At 62.6% G+C, this 21,777-nt stretch carries 27 protein-coding genes; 13 read left to right on the top strand and 14 right to left on the bottom strand.

All coding sequences use genetic code 11. The annotated features are described in order from the left end of the window. Window positions 1-52: 52 nt before the first annotated feature. Window positions 53-769 carry a ribonuclease PH gene (rph, locus tag LDB26_RS13145; protein ID WP_257538728.1) on the bottom strand — a complete coding sequence of 239 codons (717 nt, stop codon included), beginning with the start codon at window positions 767-769 and terminating at the stop codon, window positions 53-55. Window positions 770-869: 100 nt separating this feature from the next. Here rph and LDB26_RS13140 point away from each other — a divergent pair, with 100 nt between their 5' ends. The 5 genes from LDB26_RS13140 to LDB26_RS13120 all read left to right on the top strand — a co-directional run bounded on the left by LDB26_RS13140 (window position 870) and on the right by LDB26_RS13120 (window position 4,136). Then, window positions 870-1,385 carry a DUF6438 domain-containing protein gene (locus LDB26_RS13140; protein WP_197413622.1) on the top strand — a complete coding sequence of 172 codons (516 nt, stop codon included), beginning with the start codon at window positions 870-872 and terminating at the stop codon, window positions 1,383-1,385. Between the two features lie 32 nt (window positions 1,386-1,417). Then, the gene (hrcA, locus tag LDB26_RS13135) at window positions 1,418-2,461 is read left to right on the top strand and encodes a heat-inducible transcriptional repressor HrcA (protein ID WP_062067435.1); all 1,044 of its coding nucleotides are present in this window, start codon (window positions 1,418-1,420) and stop codon (window positions 2,459-2,461) included. Further along, window positions 2,458-3,012, top strand: coding sequence for a nucleotide exchange factor GrpE (gene grpE, locus LDB26_RS13130; protein WP_257538727.1), 555 nt, complete (start codon window positions 2,458-2,460; stop codon window positions 3,010-3,012). Before hrcA ends, grpE begins: the two co-directional genes overlap by 4 nt. A 207-nt stretch (window positions 3,013-3,219) precedes the next feature. Further along, a complete protein-coding gene (locus LDB26_RS13125; protein ID WP_257538726.1) occupies window positions 3,220-3,855 on the top strand; it encodes a PadR family transcriptional regulator in 636 nt (211 codons plus the stop codon). A 2-nt stretch (window positions 3,856-3,857) separates the two neighbouring features. Next, complete coding sequence (locus tag LDB26_RS13120; protein ID WP_062067429.1) at window positions 3,858-4,136, top strand: DUF2218 domain-containing protein; 279 nt, start codon at window positions 3,858-3,860, stop codon at window positions 4,134-4,136. 30 nt (window positions 4,137-4,166) lie between these two features. Here the strand turns inward: LDB26_RS13120 and ruvC are convergent, their stop codons facing one another. The 6 genes from ruvC to LDB26_RS13090 form a co-directional block, all read right to left on the bottom strand. Beyond that, window positions 4,167-4,658: a crossover junction endodeoxyribonuclease RuvC gene (gene ruvC / locus LDB26_RS13115; RefSeq protein ID WP_062067426.1), complete on the bottom strand. Its 492-nt coding sequence runs from the start codon at window positions 4,656-4,658 to the stop codon at window positions 4,167-4,169. Continuing rightward, window positions 4,655-4,882, bottom strand: coding sequence for a hypothetical protein (locus tag LDB26_RS13110; RefSeq protein WP_062067423.1), 228 nt, complete (start codon window positions 4,880-4,882; stop codon window positions 4,655-4,657). Before LDB26_RS13110 ends, ruvC begins: the two co-directional genes overlap by 4 nt. Window positions 4,883-4,972: 90 nt before the next feature. After that, window positions 4,973-5,716, bottom strand: coding sequence for a YebC/PmpR family DNA-binding transcriptional regulator (locus tag LDB26_RS13105; RefSeq protein WP_062067420.1), 744 nt, complete (start codon window positions 5,714-5,716; stop codon window positions 4,973-4,975). A 67-nt stretch (window positions 5,717-5,783) separates the two neighbouring features. Continuing rightward, entirely contained in the window at window positions 5,784-6,110 is a 327-nt protein-coding gene (locus LDB26_RS13100; RefSeq protein WP_197413621.1) for a heavy metal-binding domain-containing protein, read from the bottom strand. A gap of 24 nt (window positions 6,111-6,134) precedes the next feature. Continuing rightward, on the bottom strand, window positions 6,135-6,377 hold the full coding sequence (locus tag LDB26_RS13095) for a DUF2312 domain-containing protein (RefSeq protein ID WP_062067418.1): 243 nt from the start codon (window positions 6,375-6,377) through the stop codon (window positions 6,135-6,137). A 40-nt stretch (window positions 6,378-6,417) separates the two neighbouring features. Next, window positions 6,418-6,717, bottom strand: coding sequence for a DUF1244 domain-containing protein (locus LDB26_RS13090; RefSeq protein ID WP_062067415.1), 300 nt, complete (start codon window positions 6,715-6,717; stop codon window positions 6,418-6,420). A gap of 102 nt (window positions 6,718-6,819) precedes the next feature. On the opposite strand from LDB26_RS13090, the gene pyk reads away from it, so the two are divergent. Further along, window positions 6,820-8,271, top strand: a complete 1,452-nt coding sequence (gene pyk / locus LDB26_RS13085) for a pyruvate kinase (protein ID WP_257538725.1) — start codon at window positions 6,820-6,822, stop codon at window positions 8,269-8,271. Here pyk and LDB26_RS13080 read toward each other — a convergent pair. Together LDB26_RS13080 and ykgO are read right to left on the bottom strand one after the other, a co-directional pair. Next, on the bottom strand, window positions 8,255-8,896 hold the full coding sequence (locus LDB26_RS13080) for an HAD family phosphatase (RefSeq protein WP_257538724.1): 642 nt from the start codon (window positions 8,894-8,896) through the stop codon (window positions 8,255-8,257). The genes pyk and LDB26_RS13080 overlap by 17 nt on opposite strands. A 52-nt stretch (window positions 8,897-8,948) precedes the next feature. Beyond that, window positions 8,949-9,074, bottom strand: coding sequence for a type B 50S ribosomal protein L36 (gene ykgO, locus LDB26_RS13075; protein WP_003046794.1), 126 nt, complete (start codon window positions 9,072-9,074; stop codon window positions 8,949-8,951). A 295-nt stretch (window positions 9,075-9,369) separates the two neighbouring features. Here ykgO and LDB26_RS13070 point away from each other — a divergent pair, with 295 nt between their 5' ends. Both LDB26_RS13070 and LDB26_RS13065 read left to right on the top strand, forming a co-directional pair. Then, window positions 9,370-9,966 carry a DUF4136 domain-containing protein gene (locus LDB26_RS13070; RefSeq protein ID WP_257538723.1) on the top strand — a complete coding sequence of 199 codons (597 nt, stop codon included), beginning with the start codon at window positions 9,370-9,372 and terminating at the stop codon, window positions 9,964-9,966. Next, the gene (locus LDB26_RS13065) at window positions 9,963-11,093 is read left to right on the top strand and encodes a M14-type cytosolic carboxypeptidase (RefSeq protein WP_062067407.1); all 1,131 of its coding nucleotides are present in this window, start codon (window positions 9,963-9,965) and stop codon (window positions 11,091-11,093) included. Before LDB26_RS13070 ends, LDB26_RS13065 begins: the two co-directional genes overlap by 4 nt. 104 nt (window positions 11,094-11,197) lie before the next feature. Here LDB26_RS13065 and LDB26_RS13060 read toward each other — a convergent pair whose 3' ends face one another. From LDB26_RS13060 to LDB26_RS13050, 3 genes are all read right to left on the bottom strand, one after another. Continuing rightward, complete coding sequence (locus LDB26_RS13060; RefSeq protein WP_257538722.1) at window positions 11,198-11,917, bottom strand: dienelactone hydrolase family protein; 720 nt, start codon at window positions 11,915-11,917, stop codon at window positions 11,198-11,200. Between the two features lie 2 nt (window positions 11,918-11,919). Continuing rightward, entirely contained in the window at window positions 11,920-12,915 is a 996-nt protein-coding gene (locus LDB26_RS13055) for a 50S ribosomal protein L11 methyltransferase (RefSeq protein WP_257538721.1), read from the bottom strand. A gap of 277 nt (window positions 12,916-13,192) precedes the next feature. After that, window positions 13,193-14,521, bottom strand: coding sequence for a methyl-accepting chemotaxis protein (locus tag LDB26_RS13050; RefSeq protein ID WP_062067398.1), 1,329 nt, complete (start codon window positions 14,519-14,521; stop codon window positions 13,193-13,195). A 175-nt stretch (window positions 14,522-14,696) separates the two neighbouring features. Here LDB26_RS13050 and sdhC point away from each other — a divergent pair, with 175 nt between their 5' ends. The 5 genes from sdhC (at window position 14,697) to LDB26_RS13025 (ending at window position 18,896) form a co-directional block, all read left to right on the top strand. After that, on the top strand, window positions 14,697-15,092 hold the full coding sequence (gene sdhC / locus LDB26_RS13045; RefSeq protein WP_062067396.1) for a succinate dehydrogenase, cytochrome b556 subunit: 396 nt from the start codon (window positions 14,697-14,699) through the stop codon (window positions 15,090-15,092). Beyond that, the gene (sdhD, locus tag LDB26_RS13040; protein WP_062067393.1) at window positions 15,092-15,481 is read left to right on the top strand and encodes a succinate dehydrogenase, hydrophobic membrane anchor protein; all 390 of its coding nucleotides are present in this window, start codon (window positions 15,092-15,094) and stop codon (window positions 15,479-15,481) included. Before sdhC ends, sdhD begins: the two co-directional genes overlap by 1 nt. Continuing rightward, a complete protein-coding gene (gene sdhA / locus LDB26_RS13035; protein WP_257538720.1) occupies window positions 15,481-17,298 on the top strand; it encodes a succinate dehydrogenase flavoprotein subunit in 1,818 nt (605 codons plus the stop codon). Before sdhD ends, sdhA begins: the two co-directional genes overlap by 1 nt. Window positions 17,299-17,412: 114 nt before the next feature. Continuing rightward, on the top strand, window positions 17,413-17,910 hold the full coding sequence (locus tag LDB26_RS13030) for a GNAT family N-acetyltransferase (protein WP_257538718.1): 498 nt from the start codon (window positions 17,413-17,415) through the stop codon (window positions 17,908-17,910). 185 nt (window positions 17,911-18,095) lie between these two features. Beyond that, the gene (locus LDB26_RS13025; protein ID WP_257538716.1) at window positions 18,096-18,896 is read left to right on the top strand and encodes a DUF2189 domain-containing protein; all 801 of its coding nucleotides are present in this window, start codon (window positions 18,096-18,098) and stop codon (window positions 18,894-18,896) included. Between the two features lie 48 nt (window positions 18,897-18,944). Here LDB26_RS13025 and LDB26_RS13020 read toward each other — a convergent pair whose 3' ends face one another. After that, window positions 18,945-19,820 (bottom strand): serine hydrolase, encoded by an 876-nt coding sequence (locus LDB26_RS13020; RefSeq protein ID WP_257538714.1) that lies wholly within the window; start codon window positions 19,818-19,820, stop codon window positions 18,945-18,947. Between the two features lie 114 nt (window positions 19,821-19,934). Continuing rightward, on the bottom strand, window positions 19,935-21,737 hold the full coding sequence (locus LDB26_RS13015; RefSeq protein ID WP_257538712.1) for an acyl-CoA dehydrogenase C-terminal domain-containing protein: 1,803 nt from the start codon (window positions 21,735-21,737) through the stop codon (window positions 19,935-19,937). Window positions 21,738-21,777: the final 40 nt, after the last annotated feature.

Raw genomic sequence — 21,777 nt, 5'->3', positions numbered from 1 at the left:
CAGGGCTGGCAGTCGACGGGCGCGAAGCGAACGGATGCCGGGAAGAAAGTTTTTAACGCCATGTCGCCTTGTCCTGCGCCGCGAAGATCTTCGCGCAGCCGATCCGCGCCAGCCGCAGCAGCCGCAGCAATTCTTCCTCGTCATAGGTCGCGCCTTCGGCGGTCGCCTGCACTTCGGCGAATTTGCCGTCGCCGGTCAAAATCAGGTTGGCGTCCGCTTCGGCATTGCTGTCCTCGGCATAATCGAGGTCGAGCACAGGCGTGCCCTTATAGATGCCGCAACTGATCGCCGCGACTTTCTGTACGATAGGGTCTTCCTTCAGAGCGCCCGATGCAATCAGCTTGTCGATGGCGATTCGCAGCGCCACCCAGCTTCCCGAAATGGCCGCCGTGCGGGTGCCGCCATCGGCCTGGATCACGTCGCAATCGACCACGATCTGCCGCTCGCCCAGCTTTTCCAGATCGACCACCGCGCGCAGGGAGCGGCCGATGAGCCGCTGGATTTCCTGTGTGCGGCCCGACTGCTTGCCCTTGGCCGCTTCCCGGCTGCCGCGCGTATGGGTGGCGCGGGGCAACATGCCATATTCAGCCGTAACCCAGCCCGAACCCTTGCCGCGCAGGAAAGGCGGCACCTTTTCCTCCACCGAGGCAGTGCACAGCACGCGCGTGTCGCCAAAACTGATAAGGCAGCTCCCCTCGGCATGGATGGTGAAGCCGGGTTCCATGGTGATTTCGCGCATCTGGTCGGGCGCGCGGCCGGAAGGACGCATATATTTCTTCTCCGAAGCGTTCAGGGGGTGGGGCTTAGCGTCCGTTGCGGCGTCATGCCAGTGCCGATAGGGAATAAAGAGCGGGAAAAGGAAGTGGGCTATGCGGATAATGATGGGTTTGACGGCGGTGGCGGCGCTGACCGGGTGTGCCATGGATCAGGCGGAACTGGAAACGCCGGTGCGGGCCGGGGACACGATTCGCTTTTCCGCAGGCCCCTGTTTCGGCACCTGTCCCAGCTATACCCTGCGCGTCACGCCTGATGGATCGGGCCTGATCGAGCCCGAACGCTTCACCGCCGTTCCCGGCCCTACGCGCTTTACCGTCACCCCCGCGCAATATCGGCGGTTCCTGAGCGCCCTTGACGCCTATCGCCCCGCATCCGGCACCACCAAGCGAATCACCCATGGAGAAAATTGCGAGCGCTTCGCCACCGATATGCCCGGCTATGTCATCGAATGGACCCGGGGGGAGGATGCGCCCACGCGTCTGGAATATCAATCCGGCTGCATGGACGCGCGCTATGGCCGCCTGCGGGCCATGATTGCGTCCGTGCCCCGGATGTTGGGCCTGGAAGCGATGCTGAAGCCCACCCAGCACCGCAAAGCCGACACTTGAGCGGCGCGCCCGTCTTGCCTAGATAGGTGCCCATGGCGGTCACCCCGATCTCGGAATTAAATGAGCGCGCGCGCGACGTGTTCCGTCTGGTGGTGGAAAGCTATCTGGGCACGGGCCTTCCTGTCGGGTCGCGCACGATCAGCCGCATCGCCTCGCTCAGCTTGTCGCCTGCTTCCATCCGCAACGTGATGCAGGATCTGGAGGAACTGGGACTGCTGGCCGCACCCCATACCTCCGCCGGGCGGATGCCCACCGAAACGGGCCTGCGCCTCTTCGTGGACGGCATGATGCAGGCTGCGGAGCCTTCACAGGAGGAACGGCGCGCTATCGAGGCGGGACTGACGGAAAACGGCCCGATCGAAGAAGCGCTGTCCGCCGCGACGGCGACCTTGTCGGGCCTGTCCGCCTGCGCGGGCATCGTCATGGTTCCCAAGCGCGAGCCGGTACTGCGCCAGTTCGGTTTCGTGCCACTCAATGACCGTCAGGCGCTGGCCGTGCTGGTGGGGCAGGACGGCTCCGTCGAGAACCGCGTGCTCGACCTGCCCGAAGGCATCACGCCTTCCTTGCTGGCGGAGGCGGCCAATTTCATGTCCGCACGCTTCACCGGCCTGACCCTCAATCAGGCGGGGGACCTCCTCCGGCAGGAGTTGGAGAGCGAACGCAACGCGCTCCAAGGCGCGGCGCGTGAGTTGATCGAGCGCGGCATCGCCATCTGGTCGCAGGATGCCGACGACCGCCCCGTGCTGATCGTCCGTGGCCAGTCACATCTGCTGGACGATGGCACGGCGGCCGATCTGGAACGGGTGCGGCAATTGCTGGAGCAGTTGGAGGGCAAGCAGGAGATATTCGGCCTGCTGCAAAGCGCGCTGGCGGGCAATGCCACCAAAATCTTCATCGGTTCGGAAAACAAGCTCTTTTCCCTGTCCGGTTCTTCGGTCATAGCCGCCCCTTACCGGGGCGGCGATGGCCGGGTCGTCGGCGTGGTCGGCGTGATTGGCCCCACGCGCTTGAACTATGCGCGGGTGATCCCCATGGTGGACTTTACCGCCCAGACATTGTCGAGATTGATGAGATGAGTGAAGACAAAGAGAATATCGAAAATACCGAAGTCGTGGATCAGCTTCCCGAGGATGTGGCGCCCGCAGGCGACGGGGCGGAGGACCGCCTGACCGCCCTTGAAAATGAATTGGCGACAGCGAAGCAGGACGTGCTTTACGCCCATGCCGAAACGCAGAATGTGCGTCGTCGGCTGGAAAAGGAGCTGGCGGACGCGCGGGCTTATGCTTCCACCTCCTTTGCCCGCGACATGTTGTCAGTGGCTGATAATCTGGCCCGCGCGCTTCAGGCCATCCCCGCTGAGCTGCGGGAAGATGAAAAGTTCAAGGGACTGGTAGCGGGTCTGGAAGCTACGGGCCGTGAACTGGAAAGCGTGTTCGGCCGCAACGGCATCTTGAAAGTGGAATCGATCGGCCAGCCGCTCGACCCCAACAAGCATCAGGCGATGATGGAAGTGCCCTCCGCCGATGCGGAGCCGGGCACCGTGCTGGTGGAAATGCAGGCAGGCTACACCATCAAGGACCGCTTGCTGCGTCCCGCGCTGGTCAGTGTGGCGAAGAAGCCGGATTGATTGCACCCGTCACCGGGCGGTATCGGGATTTCAAGGAACGGCGCGGACATATTGGTTCGCGCCGTTTTTTGTGGTCGTTGGAACCGAGGGGGTCGGTGCCTGGCTCTTCCGTCCGCATCTTAAACATAAAAAGATATATCTTAAATCTTGCATGGTGCGATTTTTAAGATATATCTGGATGCATCACGAAATAGCAAAGAGATTAAGATGCATTTCCATATTTCCCATTGCGGTCATGGAGGCCGCTCTTCTCACCATGACGGGCGAGACCGGTTTGCCGGTCCCGACGGCTTCGGCCGGGCTTTTGGCGGCGGCGGCCGTTCCCGCTCCTTTGGTGACGAACCCTTCGGCGGAGACAGCCGAGGCGGGCGTGGCGGCGGGCGGAGGCGGCTCTTCACCAACGACATGTTGCAACTCATCCTGCTGCACCTGATCGCCGCCGCTCCGCGCCATGGCTACGACCTGATCCGCGAGATCGAAAGCTTGTCGGGGCAGGTCTATGCGCCCAGTCCGGGCGTGGTCTATCCGACGCTCACTTTGCTGGCCGATATGGGCCTGATCGCCGAACAGCCCGGCGAAGGCAGCCGCAAGCTGTTCGCCGTCACCGATACCGGAACGGCGCGTCTGGCCGAAAATCAGGCTGAGGTGAAGGCCATCCTGGAACGGCTCGCCCATCTGGCGAAGAAGGCTGAGCGCAGCGACGGCGCGCCCGTCCGCCGGGCCATGCACAATCTGGCCATGGCAGTCCGGGGCCGCCTTGAAAAGGAAGGGGCCGATACCCAGACCATGTTCGACGCGGCGGCCCTGATCGATGAGGCAGCCCACAAGATCGAAAGGCTCTGAGAATGACGCTCACCGCTCATGTGCCGACCGGCCATGCCAGCCGTTATCTGCAACAGCTGTGCAAGCATTGGGGTCACAAGTTCGAGACCGATTTCGACGCGCAGCAGGGCCGGATCGCGCTCCCGATGGGAGCGGTCCGCATGACTGCCGCGCCTGAAGCACTGACGGTCACGATCGAGCCGAAGGGAGATGCGGATGTAGAACAGTTCAAGCAGGTGGTGGTCGCTCATCTCGACCGTTTCGCCTTCCGCGAAGGGCCGCTGACCTTCGACTGGCAATAGGGCAGGGTAGGGCGGGATACCCCCTTGGTCCTAGCGCGTCGGTATCCGCCGCGCGCTCGCAAGGTGATGGGCGTGGGTGATCGCTACGGCGAGTGCGTCGGCGGCGTCCGCGCCCGCGATCTTCGCACCGGGCAGCAAGCGCGCGACCATGGCGTGCACCTGATCCTTGGACGCATTGCCCACGCCGACCACGGATTTCTTCACCAGCCGCGCGGCATATTCGCCCACGACCATGCCCGATCGCGCGGCCGCCAGCAGGATCACGCCGCGCGCCTGCCCCAGCTTCAGCGTCGATTGCGGGTTGACGTTGACGAACACCTCTTCGACCGCCGCGCCATCCGGGCGATGTTCAAGGATGAGGTCAGTCAACGCCATATCGAGCGCCATCAGCCGCGTCGGCAGCGGCAGTTCCGCGTCCGTCTTGATCTGGCCATTGGCGACATGGGCGAGGCGGTTGCCGTCCGCAACGATCAGCCCCCAACCCGTCGTGCCGAGGCCGGGGTCCAGGCCGAGCAGGATCATGCCGGCTGTTCCTCCCCCTCAACGGACGGATGGGATGCGCCCGCATCGCGAAGGCAGGCGGCCAGCTTCCCATAGAGATTGGGGTGATATCGTTTCGAGCGTGGGTCGTTGCTCACGGTGGATATGAACGCGCCCCTCGCCGCGACATGGATGTGCCCGCTGGCTTCATTGAACCAGATTCCCACATCCAGCTTTACCGTTTTCGGCTCCTGCCGTGCGCTCATTTTGCCCTCCACCAGCGAGCGGACAGCACTCCGCATGAGGAAGGCCACGCCAGAGCATGGCCCCTGTCAAAGAGGAAAAGTTTCCCGGCCTTAACCCAGCTTCTCCATCACCGCGTCGGGCACTTCATAATTGCCCCACACGGTCTGGACGTCGTCGTCATCTTCCAGCGTGTCCACCAGCTTGAGCAGAGTCGCCGCGCTGCTTTCGTCCACTTCCACCGTGGTTTGCGGCTTCCATGCCAGCTTGGCGCTTTCCGCCGGGCCGAGGGAGGCTTCCAGCGCCTTGGCGACCTCATGCAGCGCGTCCATCGCGGTCCACACTTCATGCTCGTCCTCGTTGGAGGACACATCCTCCGCACCCGCTTCCAGTGCCGCCTCGAAGATCGCGTCGGCATCGCCCGCGGTCGCCGGATAGGTGATGAGGCCCATGCGGTCGAAGCCATGGCTCACCGCGCCCGAAGCGCCCAGATTGCCGCCATTCTTGGAAAATGCCGTGCGGACGTTGGTCGCGGTGCGGTTGCGGTTGTCGGTCAGTGCCTCGACAATGATCGCCACGCCGCCGGGACCATAGCCCTCATAGCGGATTTCCTCATAATTTTCCATGTCGCCACCCAGAGCCTTGTCGATGGCGCGCTGGATATTGTCCTTGGGCATGGATTGCGCCTTGGCCGCGTTGACCGCCAGGCGCAGGCGCGGGTTCATGTCCGGGTCGGGCATGCCCATCTTGGCCGCGACGGTGATTTCGCGGGACAGCTTGGAGAACATCGACGAGCGCTTCTTGTCCTGCGCGCCCTTGCGATGCATGATGTTCTTGAATTTGGAATGGCCAGCCACAGCCCGCTCCTGAAACTGTTGGTGCTAAGGAGCGCGCTCTCTAGCGTTCAGGACGCGTCCGCGCAACTTAGACGAGTATGGCGGTGCCGGAAGCCGACACCATCAGCATCGACCCGTTCGACCCCAGCACTTCATAGTCGAGGTCAACGCCCACAACGGCATTGGCGCCCAGCGTTGCCGCGCGCATCCGCATTTCGCCGATCGCCTGTTCCCGGGCGCGTTGCAGCACGTCCTCATAAGCGCCCGAACGCCCGCCCACGATGTCGCGAACGCTGGCGAACAGGTCGCGGAACAGGTTGGCGCCCACGATCACCTCTCCGGTGACGATGCCGAGATATTCCTTCGCCGGCCGCCCTTCCAGACGATTGGTGGTGCTGACGATGATCTCGGTCATGGGCGCTCTCCTGTTTCGCGGGCGTTATTCGATTCCCAGAGCGTTCTTGTATGTTTCCAGCAGCGCTTCGGCTTCCATGCGCGCGTTGCGCTCCATCTTGCGGAGCCGGACGATCGCCCGCATCGTCTTCACGTCATAACCATTGGCCTTGGCTTCCAGATAGACGTCCTTGATGTCGTCCCCGATGCCCTTCTTTTCCTCTTCCAGCCGTTCGATGCGTTCGATGAAGAGGCGTAGCTGTTCGGCGGCGACATTGCCATCGCTCATGGGAATCTCCGTGTGAGTGTGAATCGGTTGACGCACGCTCCTAATGGCTGTCGGCGTTCTTCGCCACACTCTCCTTCATCTTCTCGATCTGCTCGGGCGTCGCTTCCGCCTGATAGCGGTCCTTCCATTGGGTAAACGGCATTCCATGGATGATTTCCCGCGCCTGATCGCGGGTCAGGTTGCCATCCGCCTCCGCGATCCAGTCGGCGAGGCAGTTGCGGCAGAAACCCGCCGCGCCCATCAGGTCGATATTCTGGACGTCAGTGCGATGTTGAAGATGGGCCACCAGCCGCCGGAAGGCGGTTGCGGCAACGGCGTCGTTGAGTATGGTGTCGCTCACGGCGAAGCCTTTCGCTGATCTACACAATCCTGTCGTGCAGCATGGATAACCGATAACCGCGCCCAGGCAAGCCAGGGGCGACCCTATGCCCAGGAGAAGATAATGACAAGATTGCCGCCCCGCTCGCGCAAGGTCCGCATTCTCGCGACCCTTGGCCCGGCCAGCGACACGCCGGAGATGATCCGCGCGCTGTTCGTCGCCGGAGCGGACGCGTTCCGCATCAATATGAGCCATGGCAATCATGAGGATCACGCCGCTCGCATCGCCGCCATCCGCGCGCTCGAAAAGGAATATGGACGGCCTACCACTATATTGGGCGACCTTCAGGGACCGAAGCTACGCGTCGGCACCTTCGCGCGCGGATTGGCGGTACTCAAAACCGGCGCGCGCTTCATTCTCGACCGCGATGAAAAGCCGGGCGACGCCAAGCGGGCGAACTTGCCCCATCCGGAAATTTATGCCGCGCTGGTGCCCGAAACCCGGCTGCTGCTGGATGACGGCAAGCTGGTGCTGCGCGTCAAGGCAGTCTCGGATGATCGCATCGAAACGGTGGTGGAGGTCGGTGGCGCGCTGTCCAACCGCAAGGGCGTTAATGTGCCGGACGTGGTCGTGCCAGTGCCCGCGCTCACCGACAAGGACCGCCGCGATCTGGCTTTCGCGATCGAACAGGGGCTGGACTGGATCGCGCTCAGCTTCGTTCAGCGGCCGGAAGATCTGGCCGAAGCGCGGCGGCTGATGGGCGGTCATGGCGCGCTGATGGCGAAGATCGAAAAGCCCTCCGCCGTGCAGCGCCTGGAGGAAATCTTGGAACTGTCCGATGGCGTGATGGTAGCGCGTGGCGATCTGGGCGTGGAGTTGCCGCCGCAGGCTGTGCCGCCACTGCAAAAGCAGATCGTCGCCACCGCCCGCCGCATGGGCCGCCCGGTCGTGGTGGCGACACAGATGCTCGAATCGATGATAAAGGCGCCCACGCCTACCCGCGCGGAAGTGTCGGACGTCGCCACCGCCGTCTATGACGGGGCGGACGCGATCATGCTTTCGGCGGAAACTGCGGCGGGCGACTGGCCTCAGGAAGCCGTCGCGATGATGGACAGCATCGCGCACAGCGTGGAACGCGATCCCGGCTATTTCGCGCGGTTGCATTTCACCGAGACGCAGCCCGACGCCACCACCGCCGATGCGCTGGCGGAAGGCGCGGGCGGCATAGTTTCCGTTGTCGGAGCGAGCGCGATCACTTGCTACACCACATCGGGCAGCACGGTGCGGCGGGTGGCTCGCGAGCGGCCGCTCGTGTCGATACTCGCGCTGACGCCGCGACTCGACACGGCGCGGAAGCTGGGCCTCACATGGGGCGTTCATGCCGTGCGGACAAAGGACGTCGGCAATTTCGAGGAGATGATCGGCAAAGCCCGCCGCATGGCGCTGCGTCATGGCATGGTGGAAAAGGGCGGGAAGATCGTCGTGCTGGCTGGCGTCCCCTTTGGCACGCCCGGGTCGACCAATGTGCTGCACGTCGCCACTATTCGCGGCGATGAACTCAAAGGACGGGAATAGAGGGAAGGAGTCCCAGCGCGGCCAGTTCTTTCCGCAGCGTTTCCGCATCGCGAAACAGATGGCCGTGCATCCCCAAGACTCGCGCGCCCGCCACATTCTCCTCACGGTCGTCGATGAAAAGGGTTTTTCCCGCCACTGTACCGAATCGCTCCAACGCCAGCCGGAAAATGGCGGGGTCGGGCTTCACCATCTTTTCGACACCTGAAACCACAATGTCGCGAAAGGGTAAGAAGAAGGCCGCCTCCCGCGCATGGAAAGTCTGCCAGAACTCTGCGCTGAAATTGGTGATGGCGAACAGCGGGATGCCGCCTTCATGCAGGTCCGCAACGATCTGCGCCATGCCATCAACCATCGGTGTCACGCTATCGATGAAGCGTTCACCCCACAGGCGGATCAGTTCCGCATGGCCGGGATGCCGCGCGATCAGTTCCGCGCTGGTTTTCGCGAAGGAGCGGCCTGCATCATGCTGGAAATGCCATTCCGCTGTCACCACGTCGCGCAGAAATGCGTCAAGCGCCTGATCGTCGGGGATCAGGCGCTCGTAAAGAATCCTGGGATTCCAGTGATAGAGGACATTGCCGACGTCGAAGATGACGGCGGCGACCTCCGCCACGGCTTCAGTCATTGCATCGTTAAAACGGACAACCGGTGCCCACTTTTCCGCGCGATGCTTTAGTTTAGCCCTGGCGGGCCTTGAAGCGGCGGTTGGTCTTGTTGATGACATAGGTGCGGCCGCGACGACGGATCACGCGGTTGTCCCGGTGACGGTCCTTGAGCGACTTGAGCGAATTGCGGATCTTCATGGAAGCCAGCCTTTGATGAATCTTTATGATCGGAAAATCGAAGCGCTGCCCCTATGGGCGGGAAGGGCGAAAGTCAAGGGTGAGCAGCGCTCTTTTCCCGCCATTCATCCTGCATGCAGCAAAGCCGTGGCTGATGCGTTAGAGTGATTTATCAGGCAGATGAAATCATCCGCCGACTCGGAAATGACAGTAAAAAGAAGAAGCCGATCCGGGTTCATCTGGAACCGGCCCGGCCCGGGAAGGAATCCGCCGCGTGGCAACGTGTCAGGGCATATATTTTGTTGGGAGTGCATCCATGCTGAAAAAGATCGTTCTTCCCTGCTGTCTCGCCCTGTCACTGGCTGCCTGCGCGACGGCTGTGCCGCCGGTGGAGGTGACGCGTTTCCATGTCGGCGATCCGGCGCGCAGCGGCACCGTTGCGGTGGAGGAAATGCCCGGAAATCCGGATGTCAGCCTGGAATATCGCACCTATTCCAATGCGGTGCAGCAGGAATTGCAGAAGGTCGGCTTCACCCCCGCCGCCGAAGGCGCGAAGAGCGATTATGTCGCGCTGGTCGCCTTTCGGCGGGGCTTTCGGCCTACCGGCTATGACCGCAGCGGCAAGCCCGTCAGCGTCGGCGTAGGCGGCGGCGTTGGTAGCGGCGGCTATTCGGGCCTTGGCGTAGGCATCGGCATCAACCTGTCGGGCAAGCCAAAGGACATCGTGTCCACCGAACTCCAGGTGCAGATCCGCCGCCGCTCCGATTCGACCACCGTCTGGGAAGGCCGCGCCGTGACGGAAGCGCGCGAAGGCAGCCCCGCCGCGCAGCCCGGCCTTGCCGCCGGAAAGCTCGCGACAGCGTTGATCCAGGGCTATCCGGGCGAGTCAGGCCGCACTATAACCGTCAAATGACCATCTCTATTTCGAGCGCTTTCGACAGCGGCAATATTCGCCTTCTTTCTGTCAACGACATGCCGGCGGCTGTCCGCGCCACGCTGGAGATTGTCCGCGACAATCAGAGTGATTTCTATCAATGGTTCCACTTCCGCGTGGCGGGCGTCGCCGGACGGGACGTGGAACTGGCCATCACCAATTGCGGGTCATCGGCCTATCCCGATGGCTGGAAGGGCTATAAGGCGCGCTACAGCGAGGATCGGGAAAATTGGCTGCTCGCCGATACCGATTATGCGAACGGCACGCTCACCATCCGTCTCTCGCCGGATAGCAACGCGGTCTGGGTCGCCTATTTCGCGCCCTATTCGATGGAGCGTCATCATGATCTGATCGCCTGGGCGGCCTGCCAGCCGGGTGTCGTCCATCGCGAGCTTGGAGTGACGCTCGACGGTCAACCGCTCGATCTTTTGACGTTGGGGGACGGCCCAAAGCAGGTGTGGCTCTATGCCCGTCAGCATCCCGGCGAAAGCATGGCCGAATGGTGGATGGAAGGCGCGCTGGAACGCCTGACGGATGAGGAGGACGCCGTGGCCCGCCTGCTCCGCCAGAAAGCGACCTTCCACATCGTCCCCAACATGAACCCGGACGGCAGTCGGCGCGGGCATTTGCGTACCAACGCGGCGGGCGTGAACCTCAACCGCGAATGGCACGAACCTTTGATGGAGCGCAGTCCCGAGGTTTTCCTCGTCCGCGCGGCGATGGAGGAAAGCGGCGTCGACTTCGCGATGGACGTGCATGGCGACGAGGCCATTCCCGCCGTTTTCCTTGCGGGCTTTGAAGGCATACCGTCGATCACGGACCGGCAGTTGGGTCTGTTCCATCGCTATCGCGACACGCTGGCCGTGCGCACGCCCGACTTCCAGACGAAACGCGGCTATCCCATCGCAGGGGAAGGGAAGGCGAACCTGTCCATGTCCACCAACCAGCTTGCCGAACGCTTCGGCGCGGTGGCGATGACGCTGGAAATGCCGTTCAAGGACAATGATGACCTGCCCGACGCTGACTATGGCTGGTCACCCGCCCGCTCGATGCAGTTGGGCAAGGATTGCCTTGCCGTGCTGGCCGAGATGATCGACGAGATTTGAGTTTGTCCGGTTTGAGTGCGTTAGGGATTTATCGCACGCCGTCATGCTAAACGAGTTCAGGTTGACGATGAAGTGACGACCGTCACCGGTCGTTTGCCAATCGTTCAATCGAACAGATCGCTCAGGAAATCCTTCATCGCCCGGAAGCTGCGGTGGTCTGCATGCGGGCTATAGGCCATGCCTTTGTCGGGCATGTGCACCGACTTGTCTGTAAAGGCGTGGCCGGTCTGGCCATAAGCATGGATCTGCCAGTCGCATCCCGCCTCGGTCAATTCCGTTGCCAGCGCAACGGTTGCCTCAGGCGGCGCGATGGGATCGTCCCAGCCGTGACAGATCAACAGCTTCGCCCGGATGACTGCATTGGGAAAGGATGGCGCGTCATAGACGCCGTGAAAGCTCACCCCGCCCGCAATGTCGGCCCCGCTGCGCGCCAGATCCAGCACGCATTTCCCGCCAAAGCAGAAGCCCAGCGCCGCCGTCCGGGCAGCGTCCACCTCATCACGCCCCTTAAGCACATCATGCGCCGCGTTCACCCGATCGCGCAGCAGGGCGCGATCATTGTTCACGACATTCATATAGCGCCCGAAATCCTCGTCCGCCCGCGTCGTGCGATTGCCCTGCCCAAAGATATCCGCGACCAGCACGGCATAGCCCAATGCCGCGACCTCTTCAGCATAGACGAAATCCGCTTCCTTCGTTCCCATCACATTGGGGAACAGCAGCACGCCCGGCACGGTCCCGGTCGTGGCGTCATCGAACACGGCCATGCTTTCGAATAGGCCGCCCGGTCCTTCATGCACAATGGTCTGGCGTTGAATTGTCATGGTCAGATACTCCCAAATCCCCAAGCCTCGCCTCGTTCCGCGCTGTTGATGCGGCGCGGGCGCTTCCAACCGATCCGCGGCCGTTTGCGAAGCCGCAGCGTCGGCCAGTCGCCCCGGTCGCTCCGTTCGGCAAGCCGCATTCCCTGCGCCCGATAGGCCGCCAGCACCGCGGCGGCCTGTTCCTTCAATAGGCCCGCCAGCACGATCGTCCCACCTTCTTCGACCAGCGCGCAGAGCGATGGCGCCAGTTCGATCAGCGGCCCCGCGAGGATGTTGGCGATCAGGAGGTCATAGGGCGCGCGCCCTGTGATGACGGGATGGTCCGCGCCCGCCGCCGTGCACAGGATGACCTGACCGGCAACCGCGCCCAGCCGCACGCCATTGGCCCGCGCATTGTCCGCGCTGACCTCCACTGCGACCGGATCGATATCCGAAGCCGTCGCCTGGGCGCGCGGCCACAGGCGCAGCGCCGCGAAGGCGAGCAGTCCTGTGCCCGTGCCGATATCGGCGACGTTGCGGAACCGCATCCCTACGCGGTGCATTCGGTCCAGCATCATCAGACAGCCCGAGGTCGTCTCATGCTGGCCCGTGCCGAAAGCGCGGCTGGCTCCGATCAGGAAGTTGACATGGCCGGGCAGTTCGGGATCGCCGGGCAGGTTGCGGACATGAAAGCGCCCGGCAGTGACAGGTTCCAGCCCCTGCTGGCTCAGCGTCACCCAATCTTCGTTGGGCAGTTGCTCGATCGCGGGCCTGATGCGCGTAGCGCTCGGCACCAGCGTCCGCAACAACTTCACCGCGGCGGCGCTGGGCTTGCCCTCGAAATAGGCTTCCAGTCGCCAGCTATCGTCATTGTCCGGCTCCGCCTCGCTGGTCATCAGCACCGGCGGCCGATCCATCATCGAGAAGGCGGCAATGTCGCTTTCCAGCGCCTCGGCCTCGGCGCGGGTGCAGGGGAGCGTGACTTTCCAGCTTTGGACGAGATCGGCGGTATCGTTCATGCCGCCGCCTTACTGCACGGATAAGGGGAGGGGAAGTATTGGGCGTATGGAGTCCGCAGACTTATGTTTCATGTGGCGGGTTTCGGCCATTTATGGACATAACCCACATCCGTTCGTCCTGAGCAGCCACTGAGCTTGTCGAGGGGACGTATCGAAGGACATGAGGGATGCGCCAGCCTCTTCGATTTCGCTCGGCCCCTATCCAGGATGAACAGGGAAGGAGGCGGATAGTCTCCAATCCACCTATAATCCTCATTCAACCAGCCGTCTCCGCTCCTTAAGCGACCTGCCGGCTGAAGTCCGACGATGCGACCCGTAGGCCCGACAACTTGCCTTCCACCGTCATGAAGCCGCGTTCAAGCTGGTCGATTTCCGATGCGACCACTTCGGTGTCCTGCCGGATTGCCGAAATGGTGCTCGACATCGAATCGGCGGCAAGGGCGGTCTCGTCCACGGCTGCCGTTATCATGGTCACGGTCTGGGCTTGCAAGTCCATGGCGTGACGGATGCGCTGGGCGCTGGTCTGCACCTCGCCCACCGTGTCGCGGATGCGTTCGTTGGTCTGGACGGACTGGCTGGTCGATGTCTGAATGTCGGCGATCTTGCCTGCGATTTCATCGGTCGCCCGGGCGGTCTGGTTGGCGAGGCTCTTCACTTCCTGCGCGACGACGGCGAATCCGCGCCCTGCATCACCCGCGCGCGCCGCCTCTATTGTGGCGTTGAGCGCAAGCAGATTGGTTTGCCCCGCAATGTCGCGGATCAGGCCCAGGATCGATTCGATCGACTTGGCATGTTCGGAAAGGGTTGCGGACATGGTGACGGCGTCGCTCGACTGCTGGGCGGCCCGCTGCGCCACATCCGCGGCGCTTTCCACTTCGGCGCGGGCATCGTCGATGGCGCGGATCAGTCCGGCGGAGGTCTGCGCTGCGTCCCGCATGGCGAGCGCCGACTGCTCGGCGGCGGCGGCGACCTCGGATGCCTTGCCCAACATGCCGCGCGTGGCGGCGGATGCGTCCTTGGCCTGTTCGCGTAGCGATTCGCCCAGATGCGACGCGCTGTCGATCTCGGCGACGATTCGCTGTTCGAACAGGGCGCCAAAGTGCATCCGCTCGGTGCGCCGGGCATCGGCGATGTCCTGCGCCATGGCGTTGCTCATCATGCCGATGCTCATCATGGACATGCGGTTGACCGTCCGCAGCAGCCTTTGGCAGCGCGGCCTGTCGTCCCAGATGCGGTCGCAGACAAGCTCCGCGATCTTTTCATCGCCGCGCGCGATCGAAGCCAGCACCGCGGCCACGGGCAAGTCATGCTTGCTCGCGTGGCGGGCGCAAGCGGTCGCGATGTTACCCCATTCCCCGGCATCGAAGCGCAACAGCTTTTCCCGCACATAGTGACGCGTGCTGACCTCGATCTTACGCAGGGCTTCTGGCGACAGATGTTCGGTCAACTTCGCTTCGGCCGCATAGGTATTGAAGAATGTCTGCGCGACGATATCGAGGGAATCTTCGATCAACCCATATATTTCCAGCGCTTCAGGCCCGATGGTGGGGTCCAGTTCGGCCAGATTATCGGCCTGGATGATCCAGCTGTTTGCGGCAGACGACATAGAATAAGGTGTCCCTGAATGGTGCGCGATCACATCTCGGCCTGCATAGCCCGCTTTGGTTAATCGATCCTTTATCCCAGCTTTCGTGCGCCACGTTCCGCCGTGCCTTGCCCTTCGCCGCGTTCGCTCTTAAGGGGGGCGGAACCAGGGACAAAGATCAGGGACACGGGTAGACATGGCGCGATCCACCAGCCGGCCGCTCTCGCCGCATATGACGATATGGAAATGGGGGCCTGCCATGGCCATCTCCATCCTGCACCGCATCACCGGCAATGGCCTCGCCATCGTCGGCGCGCTGGGGCTGGTCTGGTGGCTGCTTGCCGCGGCGACCGGGCCGGAAGCCTATGCGACCTTCCTCAAATGCGCGACTTCGCCGATCGGCTATATCGTCATGATCGGCCTGACCTGGGCATTTTTCCAGCATCTCTTTTCCGGCCTTCGCCACTTCGTGCTCGATATGGGCGCGGGTTACGAGTTGAAGACGAACAAGAGCTGGTCGATCGCCGCGATGATCGGTTCAGTCGTCGTGACGGCGCTTGTCTGGGTGTATATCTGCGGGGGTAAGTTCTGATGGGAACGGGAACCGGAATCGGCCGCGTTCGTGGCCTTGGCTCGGCGCGGCACGGCGCGCATCACTGGCTGGCGCAGCGTTACACCGCCGTCGGCAACCTGCTGCTCGTCCTGTGGCTGATCTTCAGCTTGCTGACGCTGCCCGGCCTCGATTATGAAAGCGTGACGCACTGGATCGCCAATCCGCTGGTCGCGGTGCCGATGATGCTGATGATCGTCAGCATTTTCTGGCATTTGCGTCTTGGGATGCAGGTGATGCTGGAGGATTATGTCCATGACAAGGGCCTTGCCTTCCTGTCCGTTCTTCTCCTGAACTTCTACGCCATTGGCGGCGCGGCCGCCGGCATCTTCGCGATTGCGAAGATCGCCTTCATGGGAGCTGCCGCATAATGTCGACCGAAGCCTATAAGATCATCGACCACACATATGACACCGTGGTTGTGGGTGCGGGCGGTTCGGGCTTGCGCGCGACCATGGGCAGCGCCGAAGCGGGCCTCAAGACCGCCTGCATCACGAAGCTGTTCCCAACCCGCAGTCACACCGTGGCGGCGCAGGGCGGCATCGCGGCGAGCCTTGGCAACAACTCGCCCGATCACTGGACCTGGCACATGTATGACACCGTCAAGGGGTCGGATTGGCTGGGTGACCAGGATGCGATTGAATATATGGTGCGCGAAGCACCCGCCGCCGTGATCGAGCTGGAACATGCCGGCGTGCCTTTCAGCCGCAACGATAACGGCACTATCTACCAGCGGCCCTTTGGCGGCCATATGCAGAATATGGGCGCCGGTCCGCCGGTGCAGCGCACCTGCGCCGCCGCGGACCGCACTGGCCACGCCATGCTGCACGCTCTGTATCAGCAGTCGCTGAAATATGATGCGGACTTCTACATCGAATATTTCGCCATTGACCTCATCATGGAAGATGGCCCGAACGGCAAGGAATGCCGGGGCGTCATCGCCATTTGCCTGGAGGATGGCTCCATCCACCGCTTCCGCAGTCAGGCGGTTGTGCTGGCGACGGGCGGCTATGGCCGCGCCTATTTCTCCGCCACCTCGGCGCATAGCTGCACTGGCGACGGCGGCGGCATGGTGTTGCGCGCCGGCCTGCCTCTGCAGGATCTGGAGTTCGTGCAGTTCCACCCGACCGGCATCTACGGCGCGGGTGTGCTCATCACCGAAGGCGCGCGCGGCGAGGGCGGTTATCTCACCAATTCCGAAGGCGAGCGTTTCATGGAGCGCTATGCCCCCTCGGCCAAGGATCTCGCCAGCCGCGACGTGGTATCGCGCTCCATGGCGATGGAAATGCGCGAAGGGCGCGGCGTCGGCCCGAACAAGGACCATATTTTCCTGCACCTCGATCACATCGATCCCAAGGTGCTGGCGGAGCGTCTGCCGGGCATTACCGAAAGCGGCAAGATTTTCGCGGGCGTTGACCTCACCCGCCAGCCGCTGCCTGTGACGCCGACCGTCCACTATAATATGGGCGGCATCCCCTGTAACTATCATGGCCAGGTGGTGACAAAGGTCGGCGACGATCCCGAAGTCGTGGTGCCGGGCCTCTATGCGGTCGGCGAAGCGGCCTGCGTGTCGGTCCATGGCGCGAATCGCCTCGGCTCCAATTCGCTGATCGACCTTGTCGTATTCGGCCGGGCGACCGGCTTGCACCTCAAGGAAACGATCAAGCCTAACGGCGCGCATCGGCCGCTGCCCAAGGATTCGGCAGATCTGGCGCTGGGCCGCCTCGATCACTTCCGCAACGCCAAGGGCGGCTCGTCCACCGCGAAAATCCGCCTCGAAATGCAGCATACCATGCAGAAGCATGCTGCCGTGTTCCGCGACAGCGCGCTGCTGTCCGAAGGCGTCGCCAAAATGGCGGAGGTCAACAAGCGGCTTCAGGATGCATCCATCGCGGACCGCTCGCTGATTTGGAACACCGACCTTATCGAGACGCTTGAGCTCGACAATCTGATGTCGCAGGCCGTATGCACCATGGTCAGCGCGGAAAACCGCAAGGAAAGCCGTGGCGCCCACGCGCATGAGGATTATCCGAACCGCGACGACGAAAACTGGATGAAGCATACGGTCAGCTGGTTCGAAGGTTGGGGCGGCAATGGTGGCAAGGTCAGCCTCGATTACCGTCCGGTCCATGACTATACGCTCACCGACGAGGCGGAATATATCAAGCCCAAGGCGCGCGTTTACTGATCGCCTGCAAAGGCTGAAGAACGCAAAGGGGGCGGGCCTGCAGCTCGCCCCCTTTCCATATGCGCGCCGTCAGAGTGTGTTGGCGTCGTCTCTTTGGTGGGCTAGACGGTAAGCATGGAAATACGATCCGAGCGCCCCTCCGATGAAATGGCCATTCGCCATCTCGTGACGGCGGCGTTTGCCGGCGCTCTCCACAGCAGCGGCACGGAAGCTGTCATCGTCGAAGCGCTGCGCGACGCCGGCGCCCTTACATGCTCGCTCGTAGCTGAAGAGGATGGTGCGATCGTGGGCCATGTCGCCTTCTCGCCAGTCAGTATCGACGGTGTCGCCGGGCGATGGTTCGGGCTGGGCCCTGTCGCCGTCCGTCCCGACCGGCAGCAGCGCGGCATCGGCCAAAAGCTGATTGCCGCTGGGCTGGAGCAATTGCAAAAATATCGGGCGCAGGGATGCGTGGTCCTGGGCGATCCTGCTTATTATGGCCGTCTCGGTTTCGAAAGCGATCCCGCGCTACACTATCCCGATGTACCCGCCGAATATTTTCAGCGCCTCAGTTTTGATGGCTCCGCGCCGTCCGGGACAGTGGCCTATCATTCAGGCTTTGCCGCCGGATAGGGCCGCGCCTCCAACCCTTGCCCCTTCCCCCCGCAAGGGTGTATCATGCCGGTCATTGGCCATGAGGCGGTCCTCATGCCGAGATGGCGCTTGCCGAAGACGAAACTGGATGAATGGCCCAGCGCGTCCCGACTAAGGACAAATGAATCAACGCCCTGCATGGTCACCCCTTCGGGAGAGCGACCATGGCAATAGTGCATCCAACTCCACTGGCATCCGCCCAGGAAAATTATGAAATCCGGGCCCTCGATCTGGGCGACATTCGCATTGCGCTCAAACAGGGCTGGGAGGATTTTCAGGCAAAGCGCGGCGATCTGGTCTTTGTCGGCTTCATCTATCCCATCGTGGTTCTGCTGGCGATTTTCTCGGTCAGCCGGGTGTCCATGCTGCCCTTCATTTTCCCACTGGTGGCCGGATCGGTCATGCTGGGTCCGCTTTTCGCCAGCGGCTTTTATGAGTTGGCGCGGCGGCGCGAGGCAGGGCTTGATACGCGGTGGCGGCATTTCCTGGATGTCGTGCGTGGTCCGTCCGCACCCGCATTGTTCGACCTTGCGAGCGTCACGGCGGCGCTGTTCATGGCGTGGATCGCGGCGGCCTGGTTCATCTATCAAGGAACTATGGGGCGTCTGGGGGCGGACGCAGTCAGCTCTGTCGGCGCATTCCTGCATTCGGTTTTCACGACCCCGGAAGGCTGGAGCATGATTGTCTTCGGTAATCTGGCGGGCCTTTGCTTTGCCATCGCCACACTTGCGGTCAGCGCCGTGTCTTTTCCCATGGTGATCGACAAGCCGGTCAGCTGGGGCGTGGCGCTCCGCACGTCCGTTCGCGTCGCCCGGCGCAATCCCGTGACGATGACGATCTGGGGCCTCATCGTCGTTGCGCTGTTGGTGCTGGGCGCACTTCCGGCGCTAGTGGGATTGGCTGTGGTGCTGCCCGTGCTCGGCTATGCGACATGGCACCTCTATACGCGGGCCGTAGTGCGTTAGGGGCATGGGTCGCTCTCCAGAGTCCGTCCGGTCGAGACAGGGCGGACTCTAAAGCGACAGGAGCATGGGACGGGCTTCTTCCAACGCTTTTTGCCCGTCACCCGGATTGCCGTCGAACAAGGCAACGACAACGTGTCGGCCGCGCTTCAGCACGATGGCATAATTGTCCTTGAACAATCCGAAATGGGACAAGCCGCCCCGCGACACTTTCCATCCCAATCCGTAATAGGACGCCCCGGCATAAAGCGGCCTTTCCATGATGAGTGGGTTCGTCGGCTGGGCAGCGAAATGCCAATAGGTCATCGCCGTGCCGGACCATCCGCCCGCCGGTCCCAACCAGTCGTCATAGCGCATGTTGCGCGTCGCCGGGATCAACCTGCGCGCGGCGTCTTCAAAGGGCAGGCCCGATCTGCGTTCGACCAGAGCGCCCAATATGCAATAGCCGATATTGGAATAGGCCTGCCGCGTGCCCGGTTCGAACTGTTTGGGCGGCGGAGGAATATCGACGCAGCGATTGTCGGTCTGGCGCTGGGTTACAGGGTCGCCAGCCATGGCCCGATCCCACCCGCCCGCATGATGCATCAGGTTGCGAGGCGACGTCCCCGCAACTGCTTCGTCCAGAGACAGGACATGCCGGTTCGCCAGTTCCATGACCATCGCCGCGGTGATGGGTTTTGACAGGCTGTAATAAGGATAGATTTTGGCTGGATCGGAATGGATGGTCAGCGTTCGCGGTATTTCATCCCGGTCGCCATAGGCGATGCTGACCGATGTCAGCCCATGTCGGGCCATGAAAACCGTGAGCCGCTGGCGGGGATCCAAGGCGCCGGGAAACAGAATGGCGGCATAGGCGAGCTGAACCAGCAATAGCGACAAGACGACGGGCAGGAATGTTCCGCCCGATTGTCCGCCCCCTTGCATCATGGCTGCGGACAATCGAGTCCGGATGCCGGGAAGTCAAATGGAAAGAGGGAGGGCGCAGCCATCCGGCCGCGCCCTTCCATTGCCCGACAGCAATTTTTTTCTCCGGCCAAGCGATCAGGCGGTCAGGAACATCTCCGGGTCCAGCGCCATCAGGCTGTCCGCGCCGCCTTCGATCTTGCGCCGCAGCGCGCCCGCATCCGGCATGATCCGTTCGGCGAAGAAGCGCGCCGTCACAAGCTTGGCCTCCAGGAACGTCGCGTCCCCTTCGTCTGCTTCCAGCAGGCCGTTCGCCGCCTTCGCCATGCGGAGCCACATCAGCCCTGTCGCCACGATCCCCATGATATGCATGTAGTGATGCGCTGCTGCCCCGGCATTGTCGGGGTTTTTCATGGCGTTCTGCATCAGCCACATGGTCGCGGCCTGCAATTGCTGGGTCGCCTTTTCCAGCGCCTCGGCAAAGCTCACCAACTTCTCCACGCCCTTGGCCTCGGCGATTTCGCCCGTCACGATCTTCAGGAAAGCTTGCATGGCTCGCCCGCCGTTCATCGGCAGCTTGCGACCTACAAGGTCCATCGCCTGAATGCCGTTCGTGCCTTCGTAGATCTGGGCGATCCGGGCGTCGCGCACATATTGCTCGACCCCGTTTTCCCAGATGTAGCCATGGCCGCCGAACACCTGCTGGCAGGCAACGGTCACGTCGAAACCCTTGTCCGTGCCGTATCCCTTGATGACCGGCGTCAGCAGCCCGATCAGATCGTCGGCAAGCTGGCGCTCCTCCTCGGTCGCGGCGTGGTGCGACAGGTCCACCTGCAAGGCGCCCCACAGGATCAGGGCGCGCAGCCCTTCGGTCAGCGCCTTGGCTTCCATCAGCATCCGGCGCACGTCGGGATGGACGAACAGCGTGTCGGCTTTTTCCTCTGGCTCCTTCGGTCCCGTCAGGGCGCGGCCCTGCCGCCGTTCCCGCGCATAATGTACCGCGTTCTGGAAGGCGATCTCGCCCTGGCCCAGTCCTTGCAGACCCACGCCCAGACGCGCGGCGTTCATCATGATGAACATGGCGGCCAGGCCCTTATTTTCCTCGCCCACCAGCCATCCGGTCGCGCCGTCATAGTTCATGACGCAGGTGGCGTTGCCGTGAATGCCCATCTTGTGCTCGATGGAGCCGCAGGACACTGCATTGCGATCCCCCAGCGTCCCGTCATCCTTGACCAGAAACTTGGGCACCACGAACAGGGAAATGCCCTTGGTTCCTTCCGGCGCGTCGGGCGTCTTGGCCAGCACAAGATGAATGATGTTTTCCGACAGGTCATGCTCGCCCGCCGAAATGAAGATCTTGGTGCCCGTGATCGCATAGCTGCCGTCGGCAGCGGGGACGGCCTTGGTCTTGATGAGGCCAAGGTCGGTGCCGCATTGCGGCTCGGTCAGGTTCATCGTGCCGGTCCATGTGCCCGCCACCATGTTGGGCACATAGGTCGCCTTGAGCGCGTCGCTGCCCTTCGCCAGCAACGCCGCGATCGCGCCCGTGGTCAGCCCATGGTACATTTCGAAGGACTGGTTGGCCGACAGCACATATTCGTTGAACGCCGTCGCCAGCACCGTGGGCATGCCCTGGCCCCCGAACTCGGCAGGCGCGTGCAGCGTCGTCCAGCCGCCCTCGACGAACTTCTCATAGCCTTCCTTGAAGCCGGTCGGCGTCGTCACGCTGCCATCCGGGTGCCAGGTGCAGCCCTCCTTGTCGCCCACCATGTTCAGCGGAAACAGCACTTCGGCCGCTATCTTGCCGCCCTCAGTCAGGATCGCTTCGACCAGATCAGGGGTCACATTCTCAAAACCCGGCAGATTGGCATGGCGATCCAGCCCCACGACATGGTCGAGGACGAAACGGGTGTCGCGAACAGGCGCGGAATAGCTGGGCATGATCTTCTCCGAACATTTTGTTCTGTTTGCAAAAGGGGTG

Origin of the sequence: Sphingobium sp. CFD-1, assembly GCF_024611115.1 — a bacterium.
GTDB lineage: Bacteria > Pseudomonadota > Alphaproteobacteria > Sphingomonadales > Sphingomonadaceae > Sphingobium > Sphingobium baderi_A.
This window is presented reverse-complemented; position numbering and strand designations above follow the sequence as displayed.